We start from the raw sequence: 22,363 nt of genomic DNA, 5'->3' as shown, positions 1-22,363 counted from the left end.
CAACTACACAATAAAGTTATTCCGCCTGCTGTTTTTCATACTGAGACAAACGACAACAGATATATAGGTAACGCGTTCCGTAACTCGTCGCAACTCTTCGGCCAAAAAAGTTTGCTACTGACGGTTCAACGTACGATCCATACGACCGACGATGAGTGAGCAGGGAAAGGTGAGCAGAAAGTAAAGCACAGCAATGGTCAGCCAGACCTCAATGGTCAGGTAGGTTGATGCCATGAGCTGGGTCCCCTGGTAGGTGAGTTCCTGTATTGAAATCACCGAAACAATGGCCGAATCTTTAATCAGTGAGATCATCTGTCCGGCAAGCGGCGGCAGCACCCGTCGAACCGCCTGGGGTAAAATGATGTGCTGGAGCGTCTGCAGCCTGGTCAGGCCGAGGGCATGACTGGCATCCCACTGTCCCCGCTCGACAGATTCGATGCCGGCCCGAAGGATTTCAGCAACATAGGCACTTTCAAAGAGTGCCAGGGTAATGACGGCGGAAAAGAAGGCGGAAAACTGATCCGGTGCCGCAAAAAGCAGGGTGATCAGCTGCTGCATCTGCGGCGACGCCTGCCTCGCCAGAGTCTGCAGATCGAGAATCGGGACCAGCTGATCAGCCAGAAAGAAGTACAGTATAAAGATGATGACCAGGGGTGGCAGGTTGCGCATCAGTTCGATGTACGAACGGGCCATAAGTCGCCAGTACAGCCAGCGACTTACCCGGGCCAGAGCTACAACCTGACCCAGGACAATGGCTAAAAGACCGCTCCATACACCGAGCCGGACCGTGGTCAGCAGGCCGTGGATCAGGTAGTTGGGCACCCACTGTCCAGCCTCTGTATCGTAGCGAAACAGAAATTGGGGGATTTTTTCCCACTGCCAGTCATACTGCAGGTGCGCTGCGATCCGGTAAGCAAAGATACCGATAAGCGCACTGAAAACAAGCAGGAGCAGACCATCAAGTCGCGTAAAACGTCGGGCTTTGATGGATCCGAACAAGGTCAAAAAAATACCCGGGGTTTTATTGGACAAGTTGCTGCCATTCCGTTGTTTCAAACCAGTAATGGCGGCGTTTGTCTATCCAGCTTTTATTCCTTTCCGCGGCTATCCAGTTGTTTAAAAAGTTAAGGGTGTCGATGTCGCCCTTCCGCACTCCCATGCAAATGGGTTCCTCCAGCAACTGATCAGGATATGCCGCCAGTATTTCAGGATTGGCGGCCGCACTGTGAACCGGTAGCGGCTGACCGGCGACCATGGCATGTGCCCGGCCGTTTTTCACCTCCTGGACAGCGGCCGGCTCATCATCAAACAGCCGAAGCGTTGCCTTGGGAAACCGCTCTTTGGCAGCTAAGGCAGCGGTTGCGCCCAGACGGGCTGCTATGGTGACCTCAGGTTTATTAAAATCGTCCAGTTGCCAGCCTGATGTCATCTTTTTATGCGCCAGCACCCCCTGCCCTGTGAAATAATAGGGGTCTGTGAAGTTAATTTTAAGGTTACGCTCTGCAGTAATGGTCATGCCGCCGATGATGAGATCGAATTTACCGGCAATGAGCGAAGGAATAATGCCGGACCATTTGGTGGGTACAAATTCTATCTTAACCCCCATGTCTTTGGCAAGCTGTCTGGCAATATCGATCTCAAAACCGATCAGCTCCCCCTTTTTATCCTTCATGGCCCAGGGAACAAAGACATCCAGCCCAACCCGAAGCACACCTCTTTGCATGACCTGCTCAATGGCGCTTTCCGCGGCCAGTTTCTGCTGGAGCTCCCCAGCACGCACATCTGCAGCCCAAAACACAACTGCAGTGACCATCAGTACAGCAACACAACGCAGCATATCTTTTTTTTGTCGTCGAATCATCGTTTCGTTCCAAATAAAGTTTTGAAGTGTTCCAGTCCCTCCCGGGCTAACTGCTCTTTAGGGACAAATCGCAGGGCAGCAGAGTTGATACAGTATCGCAGCCCGGTCGGCGGAGGTCCATCGCTAAACACATGACCCAGGTGAGTGTTGCCCATCTTGCTGCGCACCTCAGTGCGGTGAGTGAGCAGAGTCCGATCCGCCTTCTCCACTATGTTTTCAGGCACCAGAGGCCTGGTGAAACTCGGCCAGCCGGTTCCGGAATCAAACTTGTCGGTTGAGGCAAACAACGGTTCCCCGGAAACAATATCAACATAGATACCTTCCTGATGGTTGTTCCAGTAGGCATTGTCAAATGGCGGTTCAGTGCCGTTTTTCCGGGTGACTTCATACTGTAACGGGGTCAGACGTTTCCGGAGCTCTTGATCGCTTTCCTGTGATGCTGCCGTTTGCTGCGGCCAGATTTTCCGGAGAAAAGCATCTCTGCCGGAACCCTGGCGATAGTTGGCATAATGCAGCGGATTTCTCTTATAAAAACCCTGATGGTACTCTTCGGCGCGATAAAAAGGTGTTGCCGGCAGAATCGGAATAGCCGGCGGCTTTGCAAAAAGACCGCTTGCGGCCAACTCGTTCTTTGACTGTTCGGCCTGAATTCGTTGGTCCTCGTCCTGATAAAAGATGGCGGGCATATAACCGGATCCGCGATCAACAAACTGTCCGCCGGTGTCGGTTGGATCTATCTGACGCCAGAACGTATCGAGCAACGCTTTATAGGTGATCTGTCCGGAGTCGTACACAATGCGAACGGCCTCCACATGACCGCCTGCCATATAGTTTTCATACGTGGGGTCTGTTGTCGTTCCCCCAGTATAACCGGACTCGACCGTGACGACTCCTTTTAATTGTGCAAAAGGAGACTCCATGCACCAGAAACAACCACCGGCAAATATCGCCACCTTCTGGTGATCGTCGGTCAGATCCGGGGAGGATGGCTGTTCAGGTCCACCGAAAACCTGATTATCAACGACAAAAGTTGTACCAGCAGCAATCCATAACAGCCAGTAAGTGATATTGCGTAATGGGATCATAGTCGTCTTCTCCATTGGGGTCTTTTTTTTGTATAAACCCATACAATAAGACCACCTTGGGATCTCACCAGCCGTATCAGTGCTTTTTCCTGACATGCCAATAAAAAACTCCTTGCAACATGCTGTTGTCAAGGAGTTTGTGCGTCCGGAAGCTGACCGTCACAGGTTTACCCTCTCCCCCGGTAGCGGGAACGGACATTACCTGCTCGCCGTTTCATAACCAAAATGACCACTCCCAGGGCGAGCAGGAAAAATAAAAAGCCGACACCAATTCCGATAAACAACAGTCCCAGGCTGCTCCCGCGTTTTGTACCGGCACTGTCCGGCTTATCCGGCTGTTCCTCTGCACCGGAAAGTATGTCAGTCTCTGATGCCTGCGGAGTGGCAAAGGTTATGCCGGTGTCAGCAGTAACGGATGCACCCTGTTGAGTTGCTACTGCGCCTGCTGTCGCAACAGTTTCCATCTTTGGCGGGATAAGGGTAAAGCCCCTGTTGATCAGTTCAACTGCTTTGGCATCCCGAACCTTTCGATCCTTACTCCCCATGACCAGAGCAATGATGCGTACCCCGCTGCGCTGTGCAGTTGCTGCGATGGAAAAGCCTGCGGCCTGATAGTACCCGGTTTTCAACCCGTCAGCACCGGCTACCTGCCCAAGCAGTTTATTGTGGTTACGCATAATAAATTTCCCGTCGCGGAAATCTCTGGTCTGGGTGCTGGTGTACGTTAACGCCTGAGGGCGTTTGACAAGCTCTCTGCACAGAATGGCCAGATCACGGGCAGTGGTTACATCCGGCAGTTGTCCTTTACTGGGAGGCAGACCGTGTACTGAATAAAAACGGCTGTTTTTCATGCCCAATTCCTGGGCTTTTTGATTCATCAGGGCAACAAATCCTTCTTTGGACCCGGCAACATGTGTGGCAAGTGCCACAGCAGCATCGTTGGCCGACTGCACCATTAAAGCGTACAGCAACTCATCAACCGGAAACTGCTCTCGTGGATCCAGATAGACCTGTGATCCACCTATTTTAGCCGCCTCCACGGTAACCGGAACCACTTCATCCAGGCGGAGCGCCCCCTGTTCAACCCGATCGAGAATAACATAAAGGGTCATCAGCTTAAGCACACTGGCCGGATAAATCGTGGAATCGGCATTTGCCTCAAACAGGACCTTACCGCTCTCCGCGTCAATCAGCAGTGCCGAGGCATACGGATCCTGGGAAAGCGGTTGTACCGGAGCACGTCCATGGGCCAGTATCGGCGTGAGCAGGGGCAGTAACAAAAGGAAAATAAGTGTGTGACGTTTCATGTTTTTTGTACCGAAAAACCGGTTTACAGAGAGATGGTCAGAGTAGAGTGAGCAGTAGCGAACACCTTGAAAATAACAGCTGCACAGGCTTATACCCCATCATCCGTTTTTCGGATGAGGAGACAGGCAGTGCAAAAAAATGCGCAACAAGCCTGATCAGAGCTGGGGTGGTTCCTGGCCGGTCAGATAGCGATGCATGGCAGAAGCCGCCTTCTTCCCCTGGCCCATGGCACTGATCACTGTTGCCGCACCGGAAACTATATCACCGCCGGCAAAGACACCCGGCATGGAGGTCATCATTGTTTCAGAATCAGCTATGATCGTCCCCCATTTACTGGTCGTAATTTCCGGTGACGTCTGCGGGACCAGCGGGTTGGGTTGATTGCCGATGGCCACAATAACCGTATCAGCGGGTACGACAAATTCGCTGCCCTCAACAGCCACCGGCCGCCGTCGTCCGGATGCATCAGGTTCACCCAGCTCCATGCGCAGACATTCAACGCCTGTCACCCGATTTTGGGCATCAAAAAGTATTTGCACAGGATTGGTCAGCAGATGAAAGGCCACGCCCTCTTCCTCAGCATGGTGCACCTCTTCGGCCCTGGCCGGCATTTCGGCCTTACTGCGTCGATAAACAATGGTTGATTCGCTGCCGAGCCGAAGCGCTGTCCGCGCCGAATCCATGGCCACATTGCCGCCGCCAACGGTCACAGCCCGTTGCGGACGGATGGGAGAAGTGGCAAAATGCGGAAAATCAATGGCCCGCATCAGATTGGCACGGGTAAGAAATTCGTTGGCGGAAAACACACCAATGGCGTTTTCACCTGGTATGCCGAGAAAAACAGGAAGCCCTGCACCAGTGGCAATGAATACCGCGTCAAAACCCTGGGTGAGAAGCTGCGGCACAGTCTCGGATCTGCCGATCACGTAATCCGTGCGGATCTGTACACCAAGCCGCTGCAGAGCATTGATCTCATACTGGACGATTTCCTTGGGTAAACGAAACTGCGGGATGCCATACATGAGGACACCACCGGCAAGATGCAAGGCCTCGAACACCACCACCGCATGGCCCCAGCGAGCCAGCTCACCGGCTACGGTGATCCCTGCCGGGCCGGAACCGATGACCGCCACCCGTTTGCCGGTGGCTGCCGCCTTCACCGGATCCGGTACCTCCCCGTGTTTGCGGGCATAGTCAGCGGCAAAACGTTCCAGCCTGCCGATGGCAACAGGTTCGCCCTTTTTCCCGAGAATACACTGTGCCTCGCACTGGGTTTCCTGAGGACAGACGCGGCCGCAGACCGCCGGCAGTGCGGTCTGTTCCTTTAATTTGAGCAACGCGTCGACAAACCGGCCTTCTGCTATCAGCTTGATAAATGCAGGGATATGGATGTTGACCGGACAACCGGCAACACAACCCGGTTTTTTACACTGAATACAGCGTGTGGCCTCCAGTATGGCTGTCTCTTCACTGTAGCCACGGGGTACCTCTTCAAAGTTGTACCGTCGGCGGCGCGGATCCTGCTCCGGCATGGGCTGACGGGGAACCTTCAGCCGTGTTTTTTTAGGAGAAGCGTTCTTTTCCTGTTGAACATCGTTGGATGTTTTCATGACATTCTTTCTGTTTCCTTGTTAATGGCCGCCACAGCCGCAGCTTTCTCCGGCAGGTCGGAACACCAGCGCATTCAGATCAACCTGTTGTGACAATGCCTCCACTTCCTGGCGGGCATAGGCGCTGCGCCGCGAGGCCAACTCATCCCAATCAACTCCATGCCCATCAAAAATCGGCCCGTCTATGCAGGCAAAGCGGGTTGTCTTGTCAATGGAAACCCGGCAGGCGCCACACATACCGGTGCCATCGACCATGATCGGATTCAACGCCACCAGGGTTGGAATATTGAGTGTGCGGCTCAGCTCCGTCACCATGCGCATCATAAAAGTACAGCCAATGGCAATAAACTGGTGAATGGGTTCCCGGGCGGCAACCAGCGACAACACCTCCTGGACACCGCCCCGGACACCGGCACTGCCGTCTTTGGTGGCGACAATCAGCTCATCGCACACCTGTTGCAGTTCTGCCTGTTGATAGAGGAGATAGGAGGAGGATGCCTCAATAGTGCAGATCACCCGATTACCGGCCTGGCGAAGGGCCCGGGCCAGCGGATAGATCGCTCCGATTCCGTAGCAGCCGCCACCGAGCAGAACCGTCCCTTTCTTTTCAATGGCCATAGGCATGCCCAGCGGACCGCTGACATGGGCAATGCGTCCACCGCTCTGCAGTGAGGCCAACTCGCGGCTGGAACGTCCGACCTCTTCAATAACCAGGGAGATCCACCCTTCCTCGGCATTCCAATCCACCAGGGTAAAGGGAGAGCGTTCCGAGGTTTCCCGGGCCATAAGGATAACAAACTGGCCGGGCTGGGCAAATTTGGCCACCTGGGGCGCGTCAACTTTGAAAAAGTGCATATTGGGGACAATCTCCTGTTTTTCAAGGATTGCGAACCCCTCATCCGCTGCCTCTTCAGCCGGCAGTGGTTTCACACTGTGCGCCGGCTTGAATGCCGCCAGGGCGGGCACAAGGGTAGCAAGATCGTGCCCCCGGTAACGAAACGGTACTTCACGGACATTATGACGGGGATTACCGGCAAATATCCCGGGAGCAGGATCATCATCAATGAGATCGCCAACTGCCATAGCCGTGGGATGCGTAAACCCGTCAAACCCCAAGGTCCGACCGAGATCACAAAGAATCGACCATTCCGGCCGGGCAAAACCAGGCGCCTTGCTTACGGCAACGATGTTTTTAATCACACCGGCACTGGTGCGAAAACTGCCTTCTGTTTCACTGAGAATCGCTGCAGGCAGGACCACGGTGGCCAGACGTGCGAGTTCCGAGGGCAGACAATCAATGGCCAGGACAAAGGGTACCTGTTCTACAACTTCGGCAGGTACCAACGGCCCGTTTACAATGAGTGCCTGAACAGTCCCCTTCTGAACAGCGGCGGTCAGTGCGGCTGCCGCCTCATTATCTTTACTCTTCGAGGCGGACAGCACAAACAGTTCGTCGCCGAGACAGCGAGTTAACTGCTGATAGAGAAATCGCTCTTCGCGGGTGATGGTTTCAGAAATCACCGTTGCAACCTTCTCTTGTGCAGCAAGCAGACCAGTTGCAGCTGTTTGCAGCGCTGCCTCCCAATCCGTGGGAATGAGGTCTTCACCTTCCCGTACCATGGGACGAATCAACCGACCGCTGGAGTTGACGATCTGGGCATAGGCAAAACGCCCCACAGCACAGAGACTGTCGGTACTGTCAAATCCGATCATGGTGTTGGCCACCAACTGCCCCCGCTTACTCTGAGAGAGTATCGAACAGCCCTCGCTGCACAGAAGACAGGTCGATGCCGTTTCTTTGTCGGGTTTCCCGTGCCAGCGGGCAAACCTGTCCGTCAGGGTGCCGGTGGGACAGATATCAATGCAGGCACCACAGAAAGTACAACCGGAATAGAGGTGACTCTGGGAAAAGGCGGTACCAATGCGAGCCCATTTGCCCCGGTTGATAATGGATATGGCCGGTTGACCATGAATCTTTTCACAGATACGCCAGCATCTGCCGCAGAGAATACAGAGGTTATAGTCACGATCCATGAACGGATCATCCCGTTCCAGCGGATACGAACCGTACAGGGTCGGCAGGTGAAGCTCCCTGCTTCCGGCTCGCAACGCCATCTCGCGCAGATCACACTCGTCACGGTTGGCACAGAAACCACAGCGCGTTGATCGTGCCGCCTTGACGGCCTGCGGCCGGTACTGCTCACAGGCCTCCCGGTGCAGACAGACCAGACAGCTGTTCGGATGACCGGAGAACATCAGTTCCAGAGTGCGATTGCGCAGGGTGGTAAGACGCTCTGATTCGGTGGTCACGCGCATGCCGGGTGCCACCGGGGTGGTGCAGGAGGTGGGATAACCGCGTACACCCTCTATCTCAACAATGCACATGCGGCAGGACCCGTGCGGGTTCAGATCTTTATGGGCACAGATGGTGGGAATGCTGATACCGGCCGCACGAGCAGCTTCCAACACCGTTGCTCCGGATTCCACTTCAACCGGACGGTCATTAATGGTTAAACTGACAATCCCCATGATATTTCCTCAAAAAGTATGCTACAGCCCGCCCTTTCAGAGCTCAGCTGACCTGAACAGCTTCAAACTTGCAGACCAGACGGCAGGATCCGCAACGGATGCACAGCTCCTGATCGAGCACGTGCGGTTCTTTCTTATTACCGCTGATTGCCTGTACCGGACAGGCCCGTACACAGGCACCGCAGCCGGTACAGCGCGTCTGATCAATATCAAACCGAATAAGGGCCCGGCAGGCACCGGCCGGACATCTGTGGTCTTCAATATGGGCCCGATATTCATCGGCAAAGTAGTGCAGGGTGGTCAGAACAGGGTTGGCTGCTGTTTGCCCCAATCCGCAGAGTGAGGCATTTTTCATGGTATCGCCGATCCGCTCTAAAACCTTCAGCTGCTCAGGCTCTCCCCTGCCTTCTGTTATGGCGGTCAGGATACGGAGAAGATGCTGTGTTCCCATCCGGCACGGCACACATTTTCCACAGGATTCATTTTCTGTGAAGGTGAGGAAGTAGCGCGCCATATCAACCATGCATGATTCGTCGTCAATGACGATCATACCGCCGGAACCCATGATTGAGCCGACTTCGGCCAATCGTTCGTAATCAACGGCAAGGTCGATGAACTGTGCAGGAATGCAGCCTCCGGAAGGCCCACCGGTTTGTACGGCCTTGAACCCTTTACCGTCAAGAACACCACCGCCGATTTCATCGATAATCGTCCGGAGACTGATACCCATGGGTACTTCAATGAGCCCGGTACGCGTAATCTTACCGGCAAGAGCAAAGGTCTTGGTACCTGGACTTTTCTCTGTGCCGAAAGAGGTGTACCATGGTGCCCCCTTTTCCATAATCGCCGACACGGCTGCCAGTGTTTCAACATTATTGATATTGGTCGGTTTGCCGAACAGTCCGGAGACCGCTGGAAACGGCGGTTTGGAAAGAGGCATTCCCCTTTTTCCTTCGATACTCTGCATCAATGAGGTCTCTTCACCACAGACAAAGGCACCGGCACCCTTTTTAATTTTAATGTCAAAATCAAATCCGCAACCAAGGATGTTATCCCCCAGAAATCCCTGTTCGCGCATCTGGGCTATAGCCCCCTGCAAGCGCTCAATGGCCAGGGGATACTCGGCCCGGCAATACACATAGCCACGGGTGGCGCCGACAGCGTAACCGGCAATCAGCAACCCTTCGAGCACAGCGTGCGGATCTCCTTCAAGCACGGAACGGTCCATAAATGCCCCGGGATCACCTTCGTCGGCATTGCAGATAACATACTTCTGATCAGCTGGTGTACTGCGGGCAAAACCCCATTTAACACCAGTGGGAAAACCGGCGCCGCCACGACCACGCAGACCGGATCTTTTGATCTCTTCAATGACCTGTTCCGGCCCCATGGCAAGGGCTCGGGCCAGACCGCTGTATCCGCCCCGGGCAAGGTAGTGATCAATTCTGGTGGGGTCGATGTAGCCGCAGTTGCGCAGGACAATACGTTCTTGCGGACGGATCATGGGGAGATCGGTAAACGTGGGGATATCTTCGTCAACGCCTTGCATCAGTGCCAGCACCTTGGGCGTGTACACCTCGTTGCCGGCAAGATGCGTTGACACCAGATCGGCCACATGCCTGGGTTCAACGCTCTGGTACAGTATCCGCCGACCGTCACGTCCGCGTATCTCAACCAGCACCTCGGCATAACACATCCCCAGACAGCCGACCTCGTAGATATCAACGGTGTCGGCCAGACCCTGTTTGTGCAGTTCGCTGCGAAAAGCGTGCAGCACTTCAAGGGCACCGGCTGCCCGGCCACAGGTTGCAGACCCGATGAGGATACGTTGCCGATCAGGATGTTCAAAAGTCTGCCAGGATGTCCGGGCCTGTTGCTGTTGCGCTGCGAAACTCATTTCTTGTCCTCAATGAGCTTAGTCGTTTTGGAAGCAGTCATACGGCCGTACACCTTTTCGTCTATCACCATCACCGGTGCCAGGGCACAGGAACCGAAACAGGCGACCCGTTCCAGGCTGAAACGGCCGTCGGCACTGGTTTGACCAGGCACAAGACCGGTTAACCGACTGATGTTTTCCAGAATGCGATCCGAACCGCGTACGTGGCAGGCTGTTCCCTCACAGACCTTGATATGATGGCGGCCGGGGGGCACAAAACGAAACTGGGCATAAAAGGTGGCCACTCCATAGACATCGTTTGCAGACAGCTGCAGATGGTCTGCCACAGCCTGAACCGCCTCAACCGAAAGATAGTGGAAATGATCCTGCACCTCCTGCAGCAGAGGAATGAGATTTTCGCGAGTCCTCTCGTACTCGGCAAGGATAGGTGCGAGATCCTGGTGTGTGGACATAGGGGATACTCCTGGATAACATCTGAAGTCATGCACAGCACGTGAGCTTAAAACGGTCAATGGGTTTCTCAATATCCTTATGCCTGTAACTTGTCAAGAACGGATAAGCATCGGTATGCCAAGGCGTAAAAGAAAAAGGCCGGCTGTTCCACCGCAGGGAACAACCGGCCTTATCTAGACCCGGCAAGGTTTCAGGCTTTCTTCACCCTGGGGATAAAGATCTCATCCGGATCAAGCACATCGTGGATGAAATACAGCTCCTCTTTGGTCGGCGGCGCCGTCTCGCCCTTTACCCGCGAGACATCCAGGTCGAACTGACACAACTCTTTGATTTCATCAACAGTTTTACCGGGATGATACGTTTCCAGATACATGTGGCCATCCTCTTCATCAAAGCCGAAAACTCCGGCAGTACTGATGACAGCCGATGGCCCTCCCCGGAAGGCGGCGCCATAGAGTTCACGACGATGAACCCATTCGCCGCCCGGCCATTTTTTAACCCGCCAGCCGGGACTGGTGATATAACTGACCCGCTCGACAAAACGTCGCTTTTCATGGACCATGATGAACACTGTCCGGCGGGCAAAGGAGTTGATGTCCGGGTTACCTCCACTACCGGTCAGGCGGAGGTCCGGGTCCAGGTAGTTGCCGATGCAGGTGGTGTTGACATTGCCGTACTGGTCAATTTCAGCACCGCCAAGGTAACCGAGATCCACATAGCCGCGCTGGGCAATGGAAAAGGTGTCAAACAGCCCCGTGGATCGGGAGGCCCCGGTTTCACACCGGGCATCCCCGACCGAAGTCGGCAGCTCCGGCGGTCGGCCGTCCAGGGTTCCGGCTTCAAAGATCAATTTCAGATTGGGAGCATGGGTTTTCTGGGCCAGCATGATGGCCACCATCGGCAGTCCGGTGCCGGCAAAAACGATCTCATTATCCTGCACTTGCTGTGATGCGGCACAACAGAGCAGATCAGCCAGACCATACTCTTCAGGCGATGCGTAGTTACTCATCATTTTTCCTCCCTTTTATTTGCGGGGTTTGTAGTTCAGGGCGGTATTGGCCCGAAGATTCAGCATGCGCGGCCAGCCGAGTTTCTCCAGATAGCCGATGTGATCCAGGCCGAAAATCCATTCTTTTGCAAACGCATCAAAACCTTCCTGAGTGCGGGTGGTCGTAAAGAAATGCTTAAGAAAGGCGCCGTCAACATCGTATTTGCCGAACATCCCGGTGGGATGCGCCCCAAAAGGACATTCCACAATATAGTCAACCTCAAAACTGGAGATGGTGTTATGGTCGGCATCGCGGCGAAGGTATGCCTCCGGAACAATCTCCTCTGCCATAACAATCGTGATGTCCGCGGCCCGGGCGACTTCAGTATCCGAGTACAACTGGCCGCTGGCCCGTACAGTCCCCTCGTCGCCGACCTGCTGGACACAGAGAATAGCAACATCAACCTTGGCAGCCGGGATCAGGACCTGGGGTCCGGCATCAAAAAAAGGATCATCGGTAAAGATATACTTGTGTTTGCCGATTCGCTTGCCGTCACGTTTACCGGCACGGCCTAAAACATCGTACTCCGGATTGTGAATATCCGTCCCAAGCGACGTCTGCGTGACCGCATAGGGAGCTCCCATGGCAGCCGCTGTGAATCGAAACAGCATCTCGGCGTGAGAGTAATCTTCCACCAGGATCTTTTTCTCAGCCACCTTGCGCGACAGGTTTGCTCCATACTTACCGTAGAGTTCATGACCGACCCAGCAGGATTCCCAGATATCCACACAACCGGCACCGACCAGAAATTCGGTCTGCGGCCCGCCGTTCACCTCTATCAGGTGAAGTCCGCGTCTGTGCTGACGAATCAGTTCATAGACAATAGCCGTTGGCCGTCGCCAGATGGTAAAACCTGAAAAAGTCAGGCTTGAGCCGTTTTTGACGATCTCAGCGGCCTGCTGCAGGTTGATACGTTTATCCGTGCTCATACTCTCCTCCTTGTTGTTCAGACCGATAGTCCACGAAGAATTTCGCGGGCGATAATCAGACGCTGAATTTCACTGGTTCCTTCGTAGATTGTGGTGATACGCACATCGCGAGTGTACCGTTCAATCGGAAAATCCTGGGTGTAGCCATAGCCGCCGAGTATCTGCATGGCATTATAACAGGCCCGATTGGCACTCTCCGTGGCATAGAGTTTGGCCATGGAGGCCTCTTTAGCAAAGGTCCGTCCCTGTTCCTTGCGAAAAGCAGCGTTCAGCAGCAACAACCGGGCTGCCTCCAGTTCAGTATACGAATCTGCGATCATCCACTGTATCGCCTGAAAGTTACTGATCTTCTGATTAAACTGAACGCGCTCAGTGGCATAGCGGGCCGCCTGATCCATGGCTGCCAGGCCGATACCCAGACCAAGCGAACCGATACCGATCCGGCCTCCGGCCAGTTCTGCAACAGCTATCCGAAAGCCGTCGTTCGGCTTACCCATCATTGCTGAGGCCGGTACTCTGCAGTTATCAAAAATCAGTTCGTTGGTTGCAGAGGCATGCTGCCCCATCTTGTGTTCTTCTTTGCCGATGGTCAGTCCCGGTGTACCCGCTTCAATCAGGAAACAGCTGATGCCTTTCCCTTTGGGCGCCTCTTTGTCAGTCACCGCCCAGACCACAAACACTCCGGCATAAGGAGCGCTGGTGATAAAGATCTTCGAACCGTTGAGAACATAGGAATCACCATCTTTAACTGCAGTGGTGCTCATGCCCGAAGGATCGGAGCCGGCGGAGGTTTCCGTCAAACCAAAACTGCCGGCTGCGTACTCTCCTGAACAGATCTTGGGGATATAGTGTATTTTCTGCTCTTCAGAACCAATGGCCTGGATAACTTCACAGACCATGTTGTTCACTGAGACGGTAACCGCCGTCGAAGCGCAGGCTCGCGCGATTTCGGTCATGGCAACACTGAAGGCGACAACACCGGCCTCGGCACCACCGTAAGTCTCCTTGATGTTCAGACCCATAAATCCCAGCTCAGCCAGTTTGTTCAGGCCGGCAAGCAGGGTGGATCGATCCTTTTCCTGATCCAGTCTGGCTGCCACTGGTTCCAGTTCCTCCCTGGCAAAATCACGCGCCGTTTCCTGGATCAGTTTTTGTTCCTCGGTTAAGTCAAAATTCATACCAACTCCTCTTGTTCACAGTGTAAAACGGGTTGCAACAGTGCAATTCCCAGACCAATACCTGCCTCACAGCTCATCCGTTCAACATCGTTACTCCGTACTCCGGACGTAAAACGGCCACTTGTGGAAAAACCATTCGTTCCACAACAATGGAATGATCCACCAGAAATTCCAGACCAGAGATTCTCCATGGGGGAAGCGTTCCGCCAGATCGGTCATATGATGGTTTCCCAGAGCCCAGTGGCCGAAATTACCATAGTAGTAGATCCAGTAGCTGATCGCGGCAAACACACAGACGCCGATGGTGCGAAAGAAAAAAGCGCCCCAGCCGTCAACATGAGTTCCCGGGGCCATATCATCGAAATAATGATGCCAAATCAGAAAGGGAATGAGCGTGAATCCTGCAATTTCAGCCGCGTGCAACCAGAGAAACCGCTGCACCTCCGCAACACCCCTGGCTGCTTCAAGGCTCTGAAACGTTGCGGCTGGTACCCACATCGGGGTCAACTTGATGCAGAGCAGCGCTATGCCATAGGCTCCGACAAAAGAGAGCAGCATGCAGATCAGCCCCTTCCAGGGCTGCGGCAGGGTAATGAGTGTCCAGGGCTTCATCCGCCAGACGTTGGGAGTCATAAACAAAATGATAATTGCCCATTCCCACCAGCCAAAGACCCAGTGCACATGGCCGGTGCCGCCAAGAGATGTCCACCAGGAGGGGTTAAGCACCGCTCCGGGATACACTGTTCCAAAAAACGGTACAATCAGAACAGCATAGAAAAAAAGCGTGACTGCTGTTGCCCAGCCGATTTCCGCCAACCCTTTTGCAGGTTGTTGCAGATCAGAGGGCATGATCGGCCATTTACCGAAAAAAATAGTGAACACCGGATACGAATAAAAACCAATGAGCACAAAACAGACGACAGCCACTCTGGCCAACTGGCCGGTGGCTCCGGCTGCCGCCGTGTTCGGCAGTACACCGGCGGCATTGGCCGCCTCCAGGCCGTAATAGCTCAGGAAATTAAACCCAATGCCCAGCACCCGGTAAAAAAGCACATCAATGACAAACCAGACCAGCACTATATTGGTAACAGTCATGACAATGCCGCGCATCGGCTGTCTGAGATTTTGAAACGGCCAGTCAGCGAGAAACATATGCTGCCATAACCCGACTAAAATCATCATGGCCAGAAACATAACGAACGGATACGGAAACCAACCAACCGGCCCCCGCGGATCACTCAACAAGTACCAAGTGACCAACGCTAGAGTCAAAAAACAGCAAAACGAAAGAATACCGGTCAGAGGCTGGCCCCAACGCGGTTTCAATGTTTCTCCCGCCATACTCTTCTCCTTTTGTCTGTAAAATGGTCAACTGCCTTTTTCTTCTCTCCTGCCGAATCAGCAGATAAACTGCCCGTTATCAGACTCTCCTGTTCTATTATCCTCCCTTTCTAAGCGTTACAGTGCACAGTCCTTCGGTAAACAGTCTGCAGAAGTAACGGCACAGCCTTTCGTTATCTCCCAAATCCATTTGATTTGCGGTTCAAGACTCTTCGCGACACCCTGGTAAAACGTCAGACAAGTTCATCGTTTAACAATCATAGCCACAGCCTCACCGCCACCGAGACACAGGGAAACCAGACCTCGTTTCTTGTCCCGGCGGACCATCTCATGCAGCAGGGTCACCAGCAGGCGACAGCCGCTGGCACCGATGGGGTGTCCGAGGGCAACACTGCCGCCGTTGACATTGACTTTAGATGCATCAAGCTCCAGGGTGTTTAAAACCGCCACTGTGGACCCGCTGAAGGCCTCATTGATCTCATACAGGTCAATATCTTCGCTGGAGAGTCCTTCCTTTTTCAGACACTTGGGGATTGCCCAGATGGGAGCCACCAGAACGTACTTCATATCAATACCGTACGATGCCTGCGCACCGATGGTGGCAAGGATGGTGCAGCCTAACGATTCAGCCTTTTCCCGGCTCATCACCACCACGGCAGCTGCACCGTCGCTGATGATGGAGGCGTTCCCGGCAGTGGTCACCCCGCCCTGCTTGAATGCCGGTTTCATCTTGCCGAGCTGTTCGTAGCTGGTCGCCTGCGGACATTCGTCCTGTTGGAACACCTTGGGTTCTCCCCGGCGCTGCGGAACCTCCACAGCCATAATCTCATCCTCAAACGTACCGGCAGCCTGGGCTGCCAGGGTACGGCGATACGATTCAGCGGCGTAACGATCCTGGTCTTCCCGGCTGATCTTGTAGCGTTCGGAACAGAGTTCATTGGAAATACCCATGTGAAAGTCGTTGACAATATCCCACAGACCGTCATGCACCATATGGTCATGCATGGTGGCATCGCCCATGCGATACCCGAAACGGGCTTTTTTGAGAAAATACGGGGCCATGCTCATATTTTCCATACCACCGGCAACCACCACCTCGGCATCTCCCACCTGAATGGCCTGGGCTGCCAGCATCACTGCCTTTAATCCGGAACCGCAGACTTTATTGATGGTAACAGCCTCAATTTCCCAGGGCATTCCAGCCTGAACCGCCGCCTGTTTAGCCGGGTTCTGACCATAGCCACAGGGCAGCACCATACCCATGATGGCCTCATCAACCTCTTCTTTGCCGATGCCGGCCCGTTGCACCGCCTCTGCTATCACCAATGCCCCCAGTTGAGTGGCACCGACAGAGGCCAATGAACCATTAAAGGTACCAAGGGGTGTTCGAACCGCACTGACAATCACCGCTTCACGCATACTGTTTTCCTTCCTTCCGAAAAATCGGATTCTATGTTGATGTTTTTTATTTTGTTCTCAAGAGCACAGATATTCAACGTCCGCATCTGCGATGTTCTTTCACAGCCCGACACCCTGTTCAACGGTTTTTATACAACGGCTTTCTCTTTTCCATATACGCCCGCACCCCTTCCTTCTGATCTTCAGAGGTGAAGAGGGTTTCCAGACAGCGGGATGCATATTCAACCGCAGCATTCAACGGCAGGTCATAGCCTCCATTGACTGCCAACTTGGTGGCCTTAAGGGCAAGAACCGGATGACCGGCAATCTTTTCCGCCAGAATCCCCGTCTCCTCCAGAACAAGATCAGCAGAGACAACCCTGTTCACCAGGCCGAGACGGTAGGCTTCTTCAGCATCAATGTGATTACCAGTGTACAGGAGTTCCTTGGCTTTGGTCATTCCGATAAGACGTGGCAACCGCTGTGTGCCACCGCAACCGGGTATCATACCGATTTTAACTTCAGGATGACCAAAGGTGGCATTGGCAGCTGCGATCCGAAGATCACAGGTCAGTGCCAGTTCAAACCCGGCGCCCAGGGCAAAACCGGATATAGCGGCCAGAACAGGTTGTTCCAGAGTATCTAAACGGGCAAAAAGAACCTGCACCTGTTGCAGGTAGCGGCGGGCCGCAGCCGGGGTCTCAATGGTCTCAATATCCCGGAGATCCAGACCAGCGCTGAAACAGTGCTGACCGCCGGTAATGATCACAACCCGCACCTCTTCATCCTGCCCGATATCGGTCAACACGGTGATCAGCTCACTGAGTAGGAGACTATCAAGGATGTTCAAGGTCTCCGGGCGATTCAGAGTGATGGTTGCCAGTCCGTTTTCCTTACGAACAAGAACGGTTCGAAATCTTGTGCTCATCCTTCACTTCCACGTCTTTTTGCCCTCTTGTCGTGTCCGTCTGCGCAGATGTTGGTCTGCGCGCTGGGCGCATACTCAAAACACAGTGTCTTTTCAGCTGGATCCCCTTTGGTGCAATCTTGCTAAGCACATGTCATGCCATAAAACCATATCAATATAATTTACTGGAATAACAATAAAAAATTAATAATCCATCAGGGAGCAAAAAATTACTGTAGCAAATGCTACAGTCCATGATAGGAAAATCACGTATCCGCTTTAATTGATCGTGTATAAAGAATGGAAAAACAGTAGGATGAAAACAGTGCAGGATATGCTGCACCAAACGTGCTCCACCATGCAGCAAAAGAGGGGAGTGACAACAGGCAGTGGAACACGGTTTTCCTATCTGCCAATACCGTGTTTTTCAATGCGATACAGAAGGGTCGGCCGGGAAAGCCCCAGCAGTCTGGCAGCCCTGGTTTTGTTGTTGCCTGTTATTTCCAGAGCCTGAATAATAAGCTGCTTGGTCAGCTGTTCGAGATCCAGCCCATCGGGCGGGAGGGTGATGGAAAAATCAGCCGTGTGCTGGGCAGAGTGGTATGGAAAGGCCAGAAAGACCAGATGAGCAGCATCGATATGCCTCCCCTCCTCCATCAACACCACCCGTTCCACGGCATTTTTCAACTCCCGGATATTGCCCCGCCATGGGTACTGGACCAGCATCTTGCGGGCTTCAGGTGTAATACCACAGAAATTCTTGCCGAACTTTTCATTGAACTTGTGCATGAAAAACAACGTCAGCGGGATAATATCAGCCCTGCGTTCACCAAGAGAGGGAACGATTATTCGGGCAACATTGAGTCGATAAAAAAGGTCCTCACGAAAGATACCCGCCTGTACCTGTTCAGCCAGACTTTTATTCGTCGCCGCAATGACCCGGACATCAACTTTTTTCTTGTGGGTGCCGCCAACAGAGTAAAACTCCCGTTCTTCTAAAAATCGCAACAGCTTCACCTGCGCGGCAGGATGCAGTTCACTCACCTCATCAAGCAGCAGAGTACCGCTGTCAGCCATTTCAATTTTACCCTGTTTTCCTTCTTGCAGCCCACCGGTAAAGGTCCCTTTTTCATAGCCGAACAACTCGCTCTCCAGCAATTCTTTGCTGATTGCACCGCAGTTGATGCCGACAAAGGGTTTATCAAAACGACTGCTGCGATGATGAATCATCCGGGCCACCACCTCCTTGCCCACCCCGCTTTCCCCCTCAATCAGCACTGTGGTGTCGTACCCTTTGGCCACTTTGTCGGCAAACTCCAGCACCCTTTTGAACCCCTCGCTTTCTCCTACGATGTTTTCAATATTGAATCTCTTGCGATATACGCGCCGCAACTCCTCAACTTCTTTCTTTAAACGCAGAGTTTCCAGAGCCTTTTCAATCACCAGCTCAAACATCTCGATCTCCAGAGGCTTTACCAGATAGTCATAGCTCCCTTTTTTCATGGAGGTGATAACGGTTTTAATGTCCTCAAAAGCCGTCATCATGATGACCAGCAGCTCAGGGCGCATGGATTTGAGTCGATCCAGGGTCTCGATGCCATCCATTCCGGGAAGACGAATATCAAGCAGGACCAGATCAACAGATTGCCGGGTCAGTAAACGAAGGGCCTCTTCACCGCTTCCGGCAACCAGCGGCTCGTACTTTTCCGAGAGAATGGCACATAAGGAGTTTTGCAGGAGTCTGTCGTCATCAACAATCAATATCTTATATCGATACATTACCACGCTCCTTACGCAGCTGGATCGGGAAACGCAGGATAAAGGTTGTGCCCTGGTTCTGCTCGCTGACCACATCCACCGATGCCCCGTGCTGCTCCATGATCTTGTGGACAATGGAGAGCCCCAAACCGGTTCCTTCAGGTTTTGTTGTGAAAAAAGGGTTGAAAATCCGTGAGAGATGGTCCCGGGGAATACCGGACCCCTTATCGGAAATCCGCAGCACAATCTGGGCCGCGTGTTTGGCGGCTCTCCCCTCATATCTGCCGGTAATGGAGATAATACCACCATTGGGCATGGCTTCCATGCTGTTGAGCAGCAGGTTCACCAGGACCTGTTGAATCTGGTGGGCATCAAAAACTGCCTGTGGCAAACTGCTCTGCAGATCCAGAACCACGTCAATCTTCTTTTTTTTAAGCTGCGAATCCATGAGACCGATTGCCCCCTCAATGACACGGGGCAACGAATCACTTTGTAAACTGGGCAACGATGGCTTGGCAAAACCGAGCATACCCTTGACCAGTATCCGGATCCGATCAATGCCTTCCTGGGTATCGGCAAGTAACCGCTGGGCAGTGTCTGATGCAACTCCTTTTTTGGCAAGCAGCTGCACATTAAAGTTGATGCTGGTCAGCGGGTTTCTGATCTCATGGGCAATACCTGCCGATACCTGCCCCAAAGAGGTCAAGCGATCAAGACGTCTGATCAGCTCTTCGGTTTTCTTTTCCTCGGTCAAATCGCGGACAATGAGCATGGCCCCGATCAGACTGCCCTGATGGGTTCGTAACAGTGAAGAGGTCACCCCCAGGATAACAGGGCTGTTGTCTCTATTGTTCTGCTGAATCTCCTTCCGGTTCACCACCGCATGATCATCTAGCGCAAGCGCAACGATCCTGACGATCTCTGCCGGGAACATCTCACCGACATGCACACCAAGCACATCCTTTCTGCGCAGACGAAACAGCTCTTCAGTCCGCCGGTTAACAGAGGTCACCTCTTTTTTCAAATTGATGGTGATCATGCTGTTGGGCGAGCTTTCTAAGATGTTTTCCCGAAAGTTTCGTTCCGTCATCACCTGACCATACAGCCGTGCGTTTCTGATCAGGCTTGCCGCATGACCTGCATAGATAAGAAGGAGCTTCAGATCATCTTCGGTAAACGCCGCCCGTTCATCACTGGTGACCTGCAGCACACCTATGGTCCGCTTGTCACTGTTTAAAGGAACCGCCAGCAGGGAAGTAATGTTGTCCAGGATCGGGTGATACTGCGGATCAACGCCCACATCATCCACCAGGATCGGCTTACCGGACTTTGCCACCCAACCAACGAGCCCCACCCCTTTTTTCAGATGGACAGTTCGCGTTGCCGCAGTGTCGAATCCCCGGGCTGCAGCAATGGTCAAAGACTTCCCTTCTTCGTCAAACAGATAGAGCACACTGCCGATTGCCTTGCTGATCTGACGCGCACTCGTGCAGATGACCTGACATAATTTATCGAGATTCAAAGCTGAACTGGTCTTTTTGCTGATCTCCTGCAAGGTTAACAACTGTTTTATCTTTCGTTTATTCTGCTCTTGCAGTCGGGCATTTTCAATAAAGATACTGGCCTGGTTGGCAAAGGTGGTCAGGATATTGATATCCCGCTTGGTGAGCGTCAGCCTGACATCGTCCTTGTCAGCAGTGATCAGACCGATAATCCTGCTCTTGATTTTAAGAGGAACAGCGATGGTGGAGACCCTGCGCATGATCCGGCTGACTTTACGGTCAATCGGGGTTAAGGTCGGATCATTGCTGTAATCTCTGACGTAAATGGTTTTACCGTACAGCGCAACCCGTGTTTCAACGCAGTCATGGTCTTGCAATCGATACGGCAGCAAGAGTGCCCGTTCTGAATCATCGGGGCTGAAACCGTGGATGTACCGACATTCGAGCAACCCCCGATCTGTATCCGTTAAAAAAACAGCCAGTCTGCTGAAACCGAAGACCTGGGTGGTCTCCTTCACGATCAGCATCAGTATGGTATCCAACGAAATAGAGCGGGTCAGCAGGCTGGAAATCTTATGGATTGAGCTTAACAGCCTGTCTTTCGTCCTGAGGTCATCCAGGCAGTCAGCCACATTTCGATGAACTTGTTGTGCAGTCATAACAGCTACTCTTCGTTGAACCGGCAGCCCCTGACCAGAGTGCAGACTTCGGCCAGGGCGTTTTAGTCACGCTCTTTTTCCGGTGACAGATGCCGGAAAATTCGACAGAAATCATCCGGTACCCGATACAGTGCAAAAAAATCACTGACAATACAACGGGAAAAACGTAGAGGAACCCATCCCCTGTCATCCTTTCACCCACCTATTCACAGACCGGTTCCTGCTGAGGATCGACTCGGGATATTGTCGGATATATTGTCAGGCCCTGATGAGCATGGTATAAGCCCTCAGCTCAATCTCAACACCTTTGCATGAGCACACTCTCTATAAACACAAAAACCATGAGGAGAACACTATCCATGGAACGCACCTTTGCCATTATTAAACCCAACGCCTTTATCGCCGGCAACGCCGGTAAAATTATTGCTCGCATCTCTGCTGAAGGATTCAGCATTATCGGTCTGAAAAAATTGTACCTCAGTAAACGTGAAGCCGAAGGTTTCTATTATGTGCATAAAGACAAACCCTTTTTCGGTGAACTCACCGACTTTATGTCCAGCGGTCCATGTATCGTCATGGTCCTTGAGGCCAAAGATGCCATCAAAAAATGGCGCGATCTCATGGGAGCGACAAACCCTGCCAATGCAGCTGAAGGGACGCTGCGTCGTGAATTTGGAGACTCCCTTGAAGCCAACGCCACCCACGGCTCCGATGCACCGGAAACCGCTGCTTTTGAAATCAGTTATTTCTTTTCAGGACTTGAGTTGCTGGTATAAATCAGCCGGCCGTAAACAGAGACAAAAAAGCGGTCCCGCATGATGGGGCCGCTTTGTCCACCTGCAGTTCCTGATCCCTTCATCAGAGCTGGAGTGCACCGGTTTCCAGCTGATTGCCTGTGC

Annotated in this window: 17 protein-coding genes; 1 reads left to right on the top strand and 16 read right to left on the bottom strand. The window is 53.1% G+C overall.

From position 1 onward, the window contains the following. Positions 1 to 114: 114 nt before the first annotated feature. The 16 genes from HP555_RS10200 to HP555_RS10125 all read right to left on the bottom strand — a co-directional run bounded on the left by HP555_RS10200 (position 115) and on the right by HP555_RS10125 (position 21,464). The gene (locus tag HP555_RS10200) at positions 115 to 1,032 is read right to left on the bottom strand and encodes an amino acid ABC transporter permease (protein WP_199262130.1); all 918 of its coding nucleotides are present in this window, start codon (positions 1,030 to 1,032) and stop codon (positions 115 to 117) included. Next, entirely contained in the window at positions 1,022 to 1,861 is an 840-nt protein-coding gene (locus tag HP555_RS10195) for a transporter substrate-binding domain-containing protein (protein WP_233249143.1), read from the bottom strand. The genes HP555_RS10200 and HP555_RS10195 overlap by 11 nt, the downstream gene beginning before the upstream one ends. After that, positions 1,858 to 2,988: a peptide-methionine (R)-S-oxide reductase MsrB gene (gene msrB / locus HP555_RS10190; protein WP_233249142.1), complete on the bottom strand. Its 1,131-nt coding sequence runs from the start codon at positions 2,986 to 2,988 to the stop codon at positions 1,858 to 1,860. Before msrB ends, HP555_RS10195 begins: the two co-directional genes overlap by 4 nt. 125 nt (positions 2,989 to 3,113) lie before the next feature. Beyond that, positions 3,114 to 4,253, bottom strand: a complete 1,140-nt coding sequence (locus HP555_RS10185) for a D-alanyl-D-alanine carboxypeptidase family protein (RefSeq protein WP_199262128.1) — start codon at positions 4,251 to 4,253, stop codon at positions 3,114 to 3,116. A gap of 156 nt (positions 4,254 to 4,409) precedes the next feature. Beyond that, positions 4,410 to 5,864, bottom strand: coding sequence for an NADPH-dependent glutamate synthase (gene gltA / locus HP555_RS10180; protein ID WP_199262126.1), 1,455 nt, complete (start codon positions 5,862 to 5,864; stop codon positions 4,410 to 4,412). A 21-nt stretch (positions 5,865 to 5,885) separates the two neighbouring features. Further along, on the bottom strand, positions 5,886 to 8,393 hold the full coding sequence (locus HP555_RS10175) for a sulfide/dihydroorotate dehydrogenase-like FAD/NAD-binding protein (protein ID WP_199262124.1): 2,508 nt from the start codon (positions 8,391 to 8,393) through the stop codon (positions 5,886 to 5,888). Positions 8,394 to 8,436: 43 nt separating this feature from the next. Beyond that, entirely contained in the window at positions 8,437 to 10,290 is a 1,854-nt protein-coding gene (gene nuoF, locus HP555_RS10170) for an NADH-quinone oxidoreductase subunit NuoF (RefSeq protein ID WP_199262122.1), read from the bottom strand. Further along, on the bottom strand, positions 10,287 to 10,742 hold the full coding sequence (gene nuoE, locus HP555_RS10165) for an NADH-quinone oxidoreductase subunit NuoE (RefSeq protein ID WP_199262120.1): 456 nt from the start codon (positions 10,740 to 10,742) through the stop codon (positions 10,287 to 10,289). Before nuoE ends, nuoF begins: the two co-directional genes overlap by 4 nt. 191 nt (positions 10,743 to 10,933) lie before the next feature. Continuing rightward, positions 10,934 to 11,755 carry a CoA-transferase subunit beta gene (locus HP555_RS10160; protein ID WP_233249141.1) on the bottom strand — a complete coding sequence of 274 codons (822 nt, stop codon included), beginning with the start codon at positions 11,753 to 11,755 and terminating at the stop codon, positions 10,934 to 10,936. 12 nt (positions 11,756 to 11,767) lie between these two features. Continuing rightward, complete coding sequence (locus HP555_RS10155; protein WP_199262118.1) at positions 11,768 to 12,721, bottom strand: CoA transferase subunit A; 954 nt, start codon at positions 12,719 to 12,721, stop codon at positions 11,768 to 11,770. Between the two features lie 17 nt (positions 12,722 to 12,738). Beyond that, a complete protein-coding gene (locus HP555_RS10150; protein WP_199262116.1) occupies positions 12,739 to 13,899 on the bottom strand; it encodes an acyl-CoA dehydrogenase family protein in 1,161 nt (386 codons plus the stop codon). Positions 13,900 to 13,989: 90 nt separating this feature from the next. Next, entirely contained in the window at positions 13,990 to 15,240 is a 1,251-nt protein-coding gene (locus HP555_RS10145) for a hypothetical protein (RefSeq protein WP_199262114.1), read from the bottom strand. Between the two features lie 243 nt (positions 15,241 to 15,483). Next, positions 15,484 to 16,659, bottom strand: coding sequence for an acetyl-CoA C-acetyltransferase (locus HP555_RS10140; protein ID WP_199262112.1), 1,176 nt, complete (start codon positions 16,657 to 16,659; stop codon positions 15,484 to 15,486). Positions 16,660 to 16,777: 118 nt separating this feature from the next. Further along, positions 16,778 to 17,566, bottom strand: a complete 789-nt coding sequence (locus HP555_RS10135; protein ID WP_199262111.1) for an enoyl-CoA hydratase/isomerase family protein — start codon at positions 17,564 to 17,566, stop codon at positions 16,778 to 16,780. 384 nt (positions 17,567 to 17,950) lie between these two features. Then, complete coding sequence (locus tag HP555_RS10130; RefSeq protein ID WP_199262109.1) at positions 17,951 to 19,324, bottom strand: sigma-54-dependent transcriptional regulator; 1,374 nt, start codon at positions 19,322 to 19,324, stop codon at positions 17,951 to 17,953. Continuing rightward, entirely contained in the window at positions 19,311 to 21,464 is a 2,154-nt protein-coding gene (locus HP555_RS10125) for a GAF domain-containing sensor histidine kinase (RefSeq protein ID WP_199262107.1), read from the bottom strand. Before HP555_RS10125 ends, HP555_RS10130 begins: the two co-directional genes overlap by 14 nt. A 359-nt stretch (positions 21,465 to 21,823) precedes the next feature. Between HP555_RS10125 and ndk the strand changes: the two genes are divergently transcribed. Next, positions 21,824 to 22,240, top strand: a complete 417-nt coding sequence (gene ndk, locus HP555_RS10120; RefSeq protein ID WP_269846840.1) for a nucleoside-diphosphate kinase — start codon at positions 21,824 to 21,826, stop codon at positions 22,238 to 22,240. Positions 22,241 to 22,363 lie beyond the last annotated feature (123 nt).

Origin of the sequence: Desulfobulbus oligotrophicus, assembly GCF_016446285.1 — a bacterium.
In the GTDB taxonomy this organism is placed as follows: Bacteria; Desulfobacterota; Desulfobulbia; order Desulfobulbales; family Desulfobulbaceae; genus Desulfobulbus; species Desulfobulbus oligotrophicus.
The sequence above is the reverse complement of the archived record's forward strand: the minus strand, read 5'-3'. Positions and strand labels throughout refer to the sequence as shown.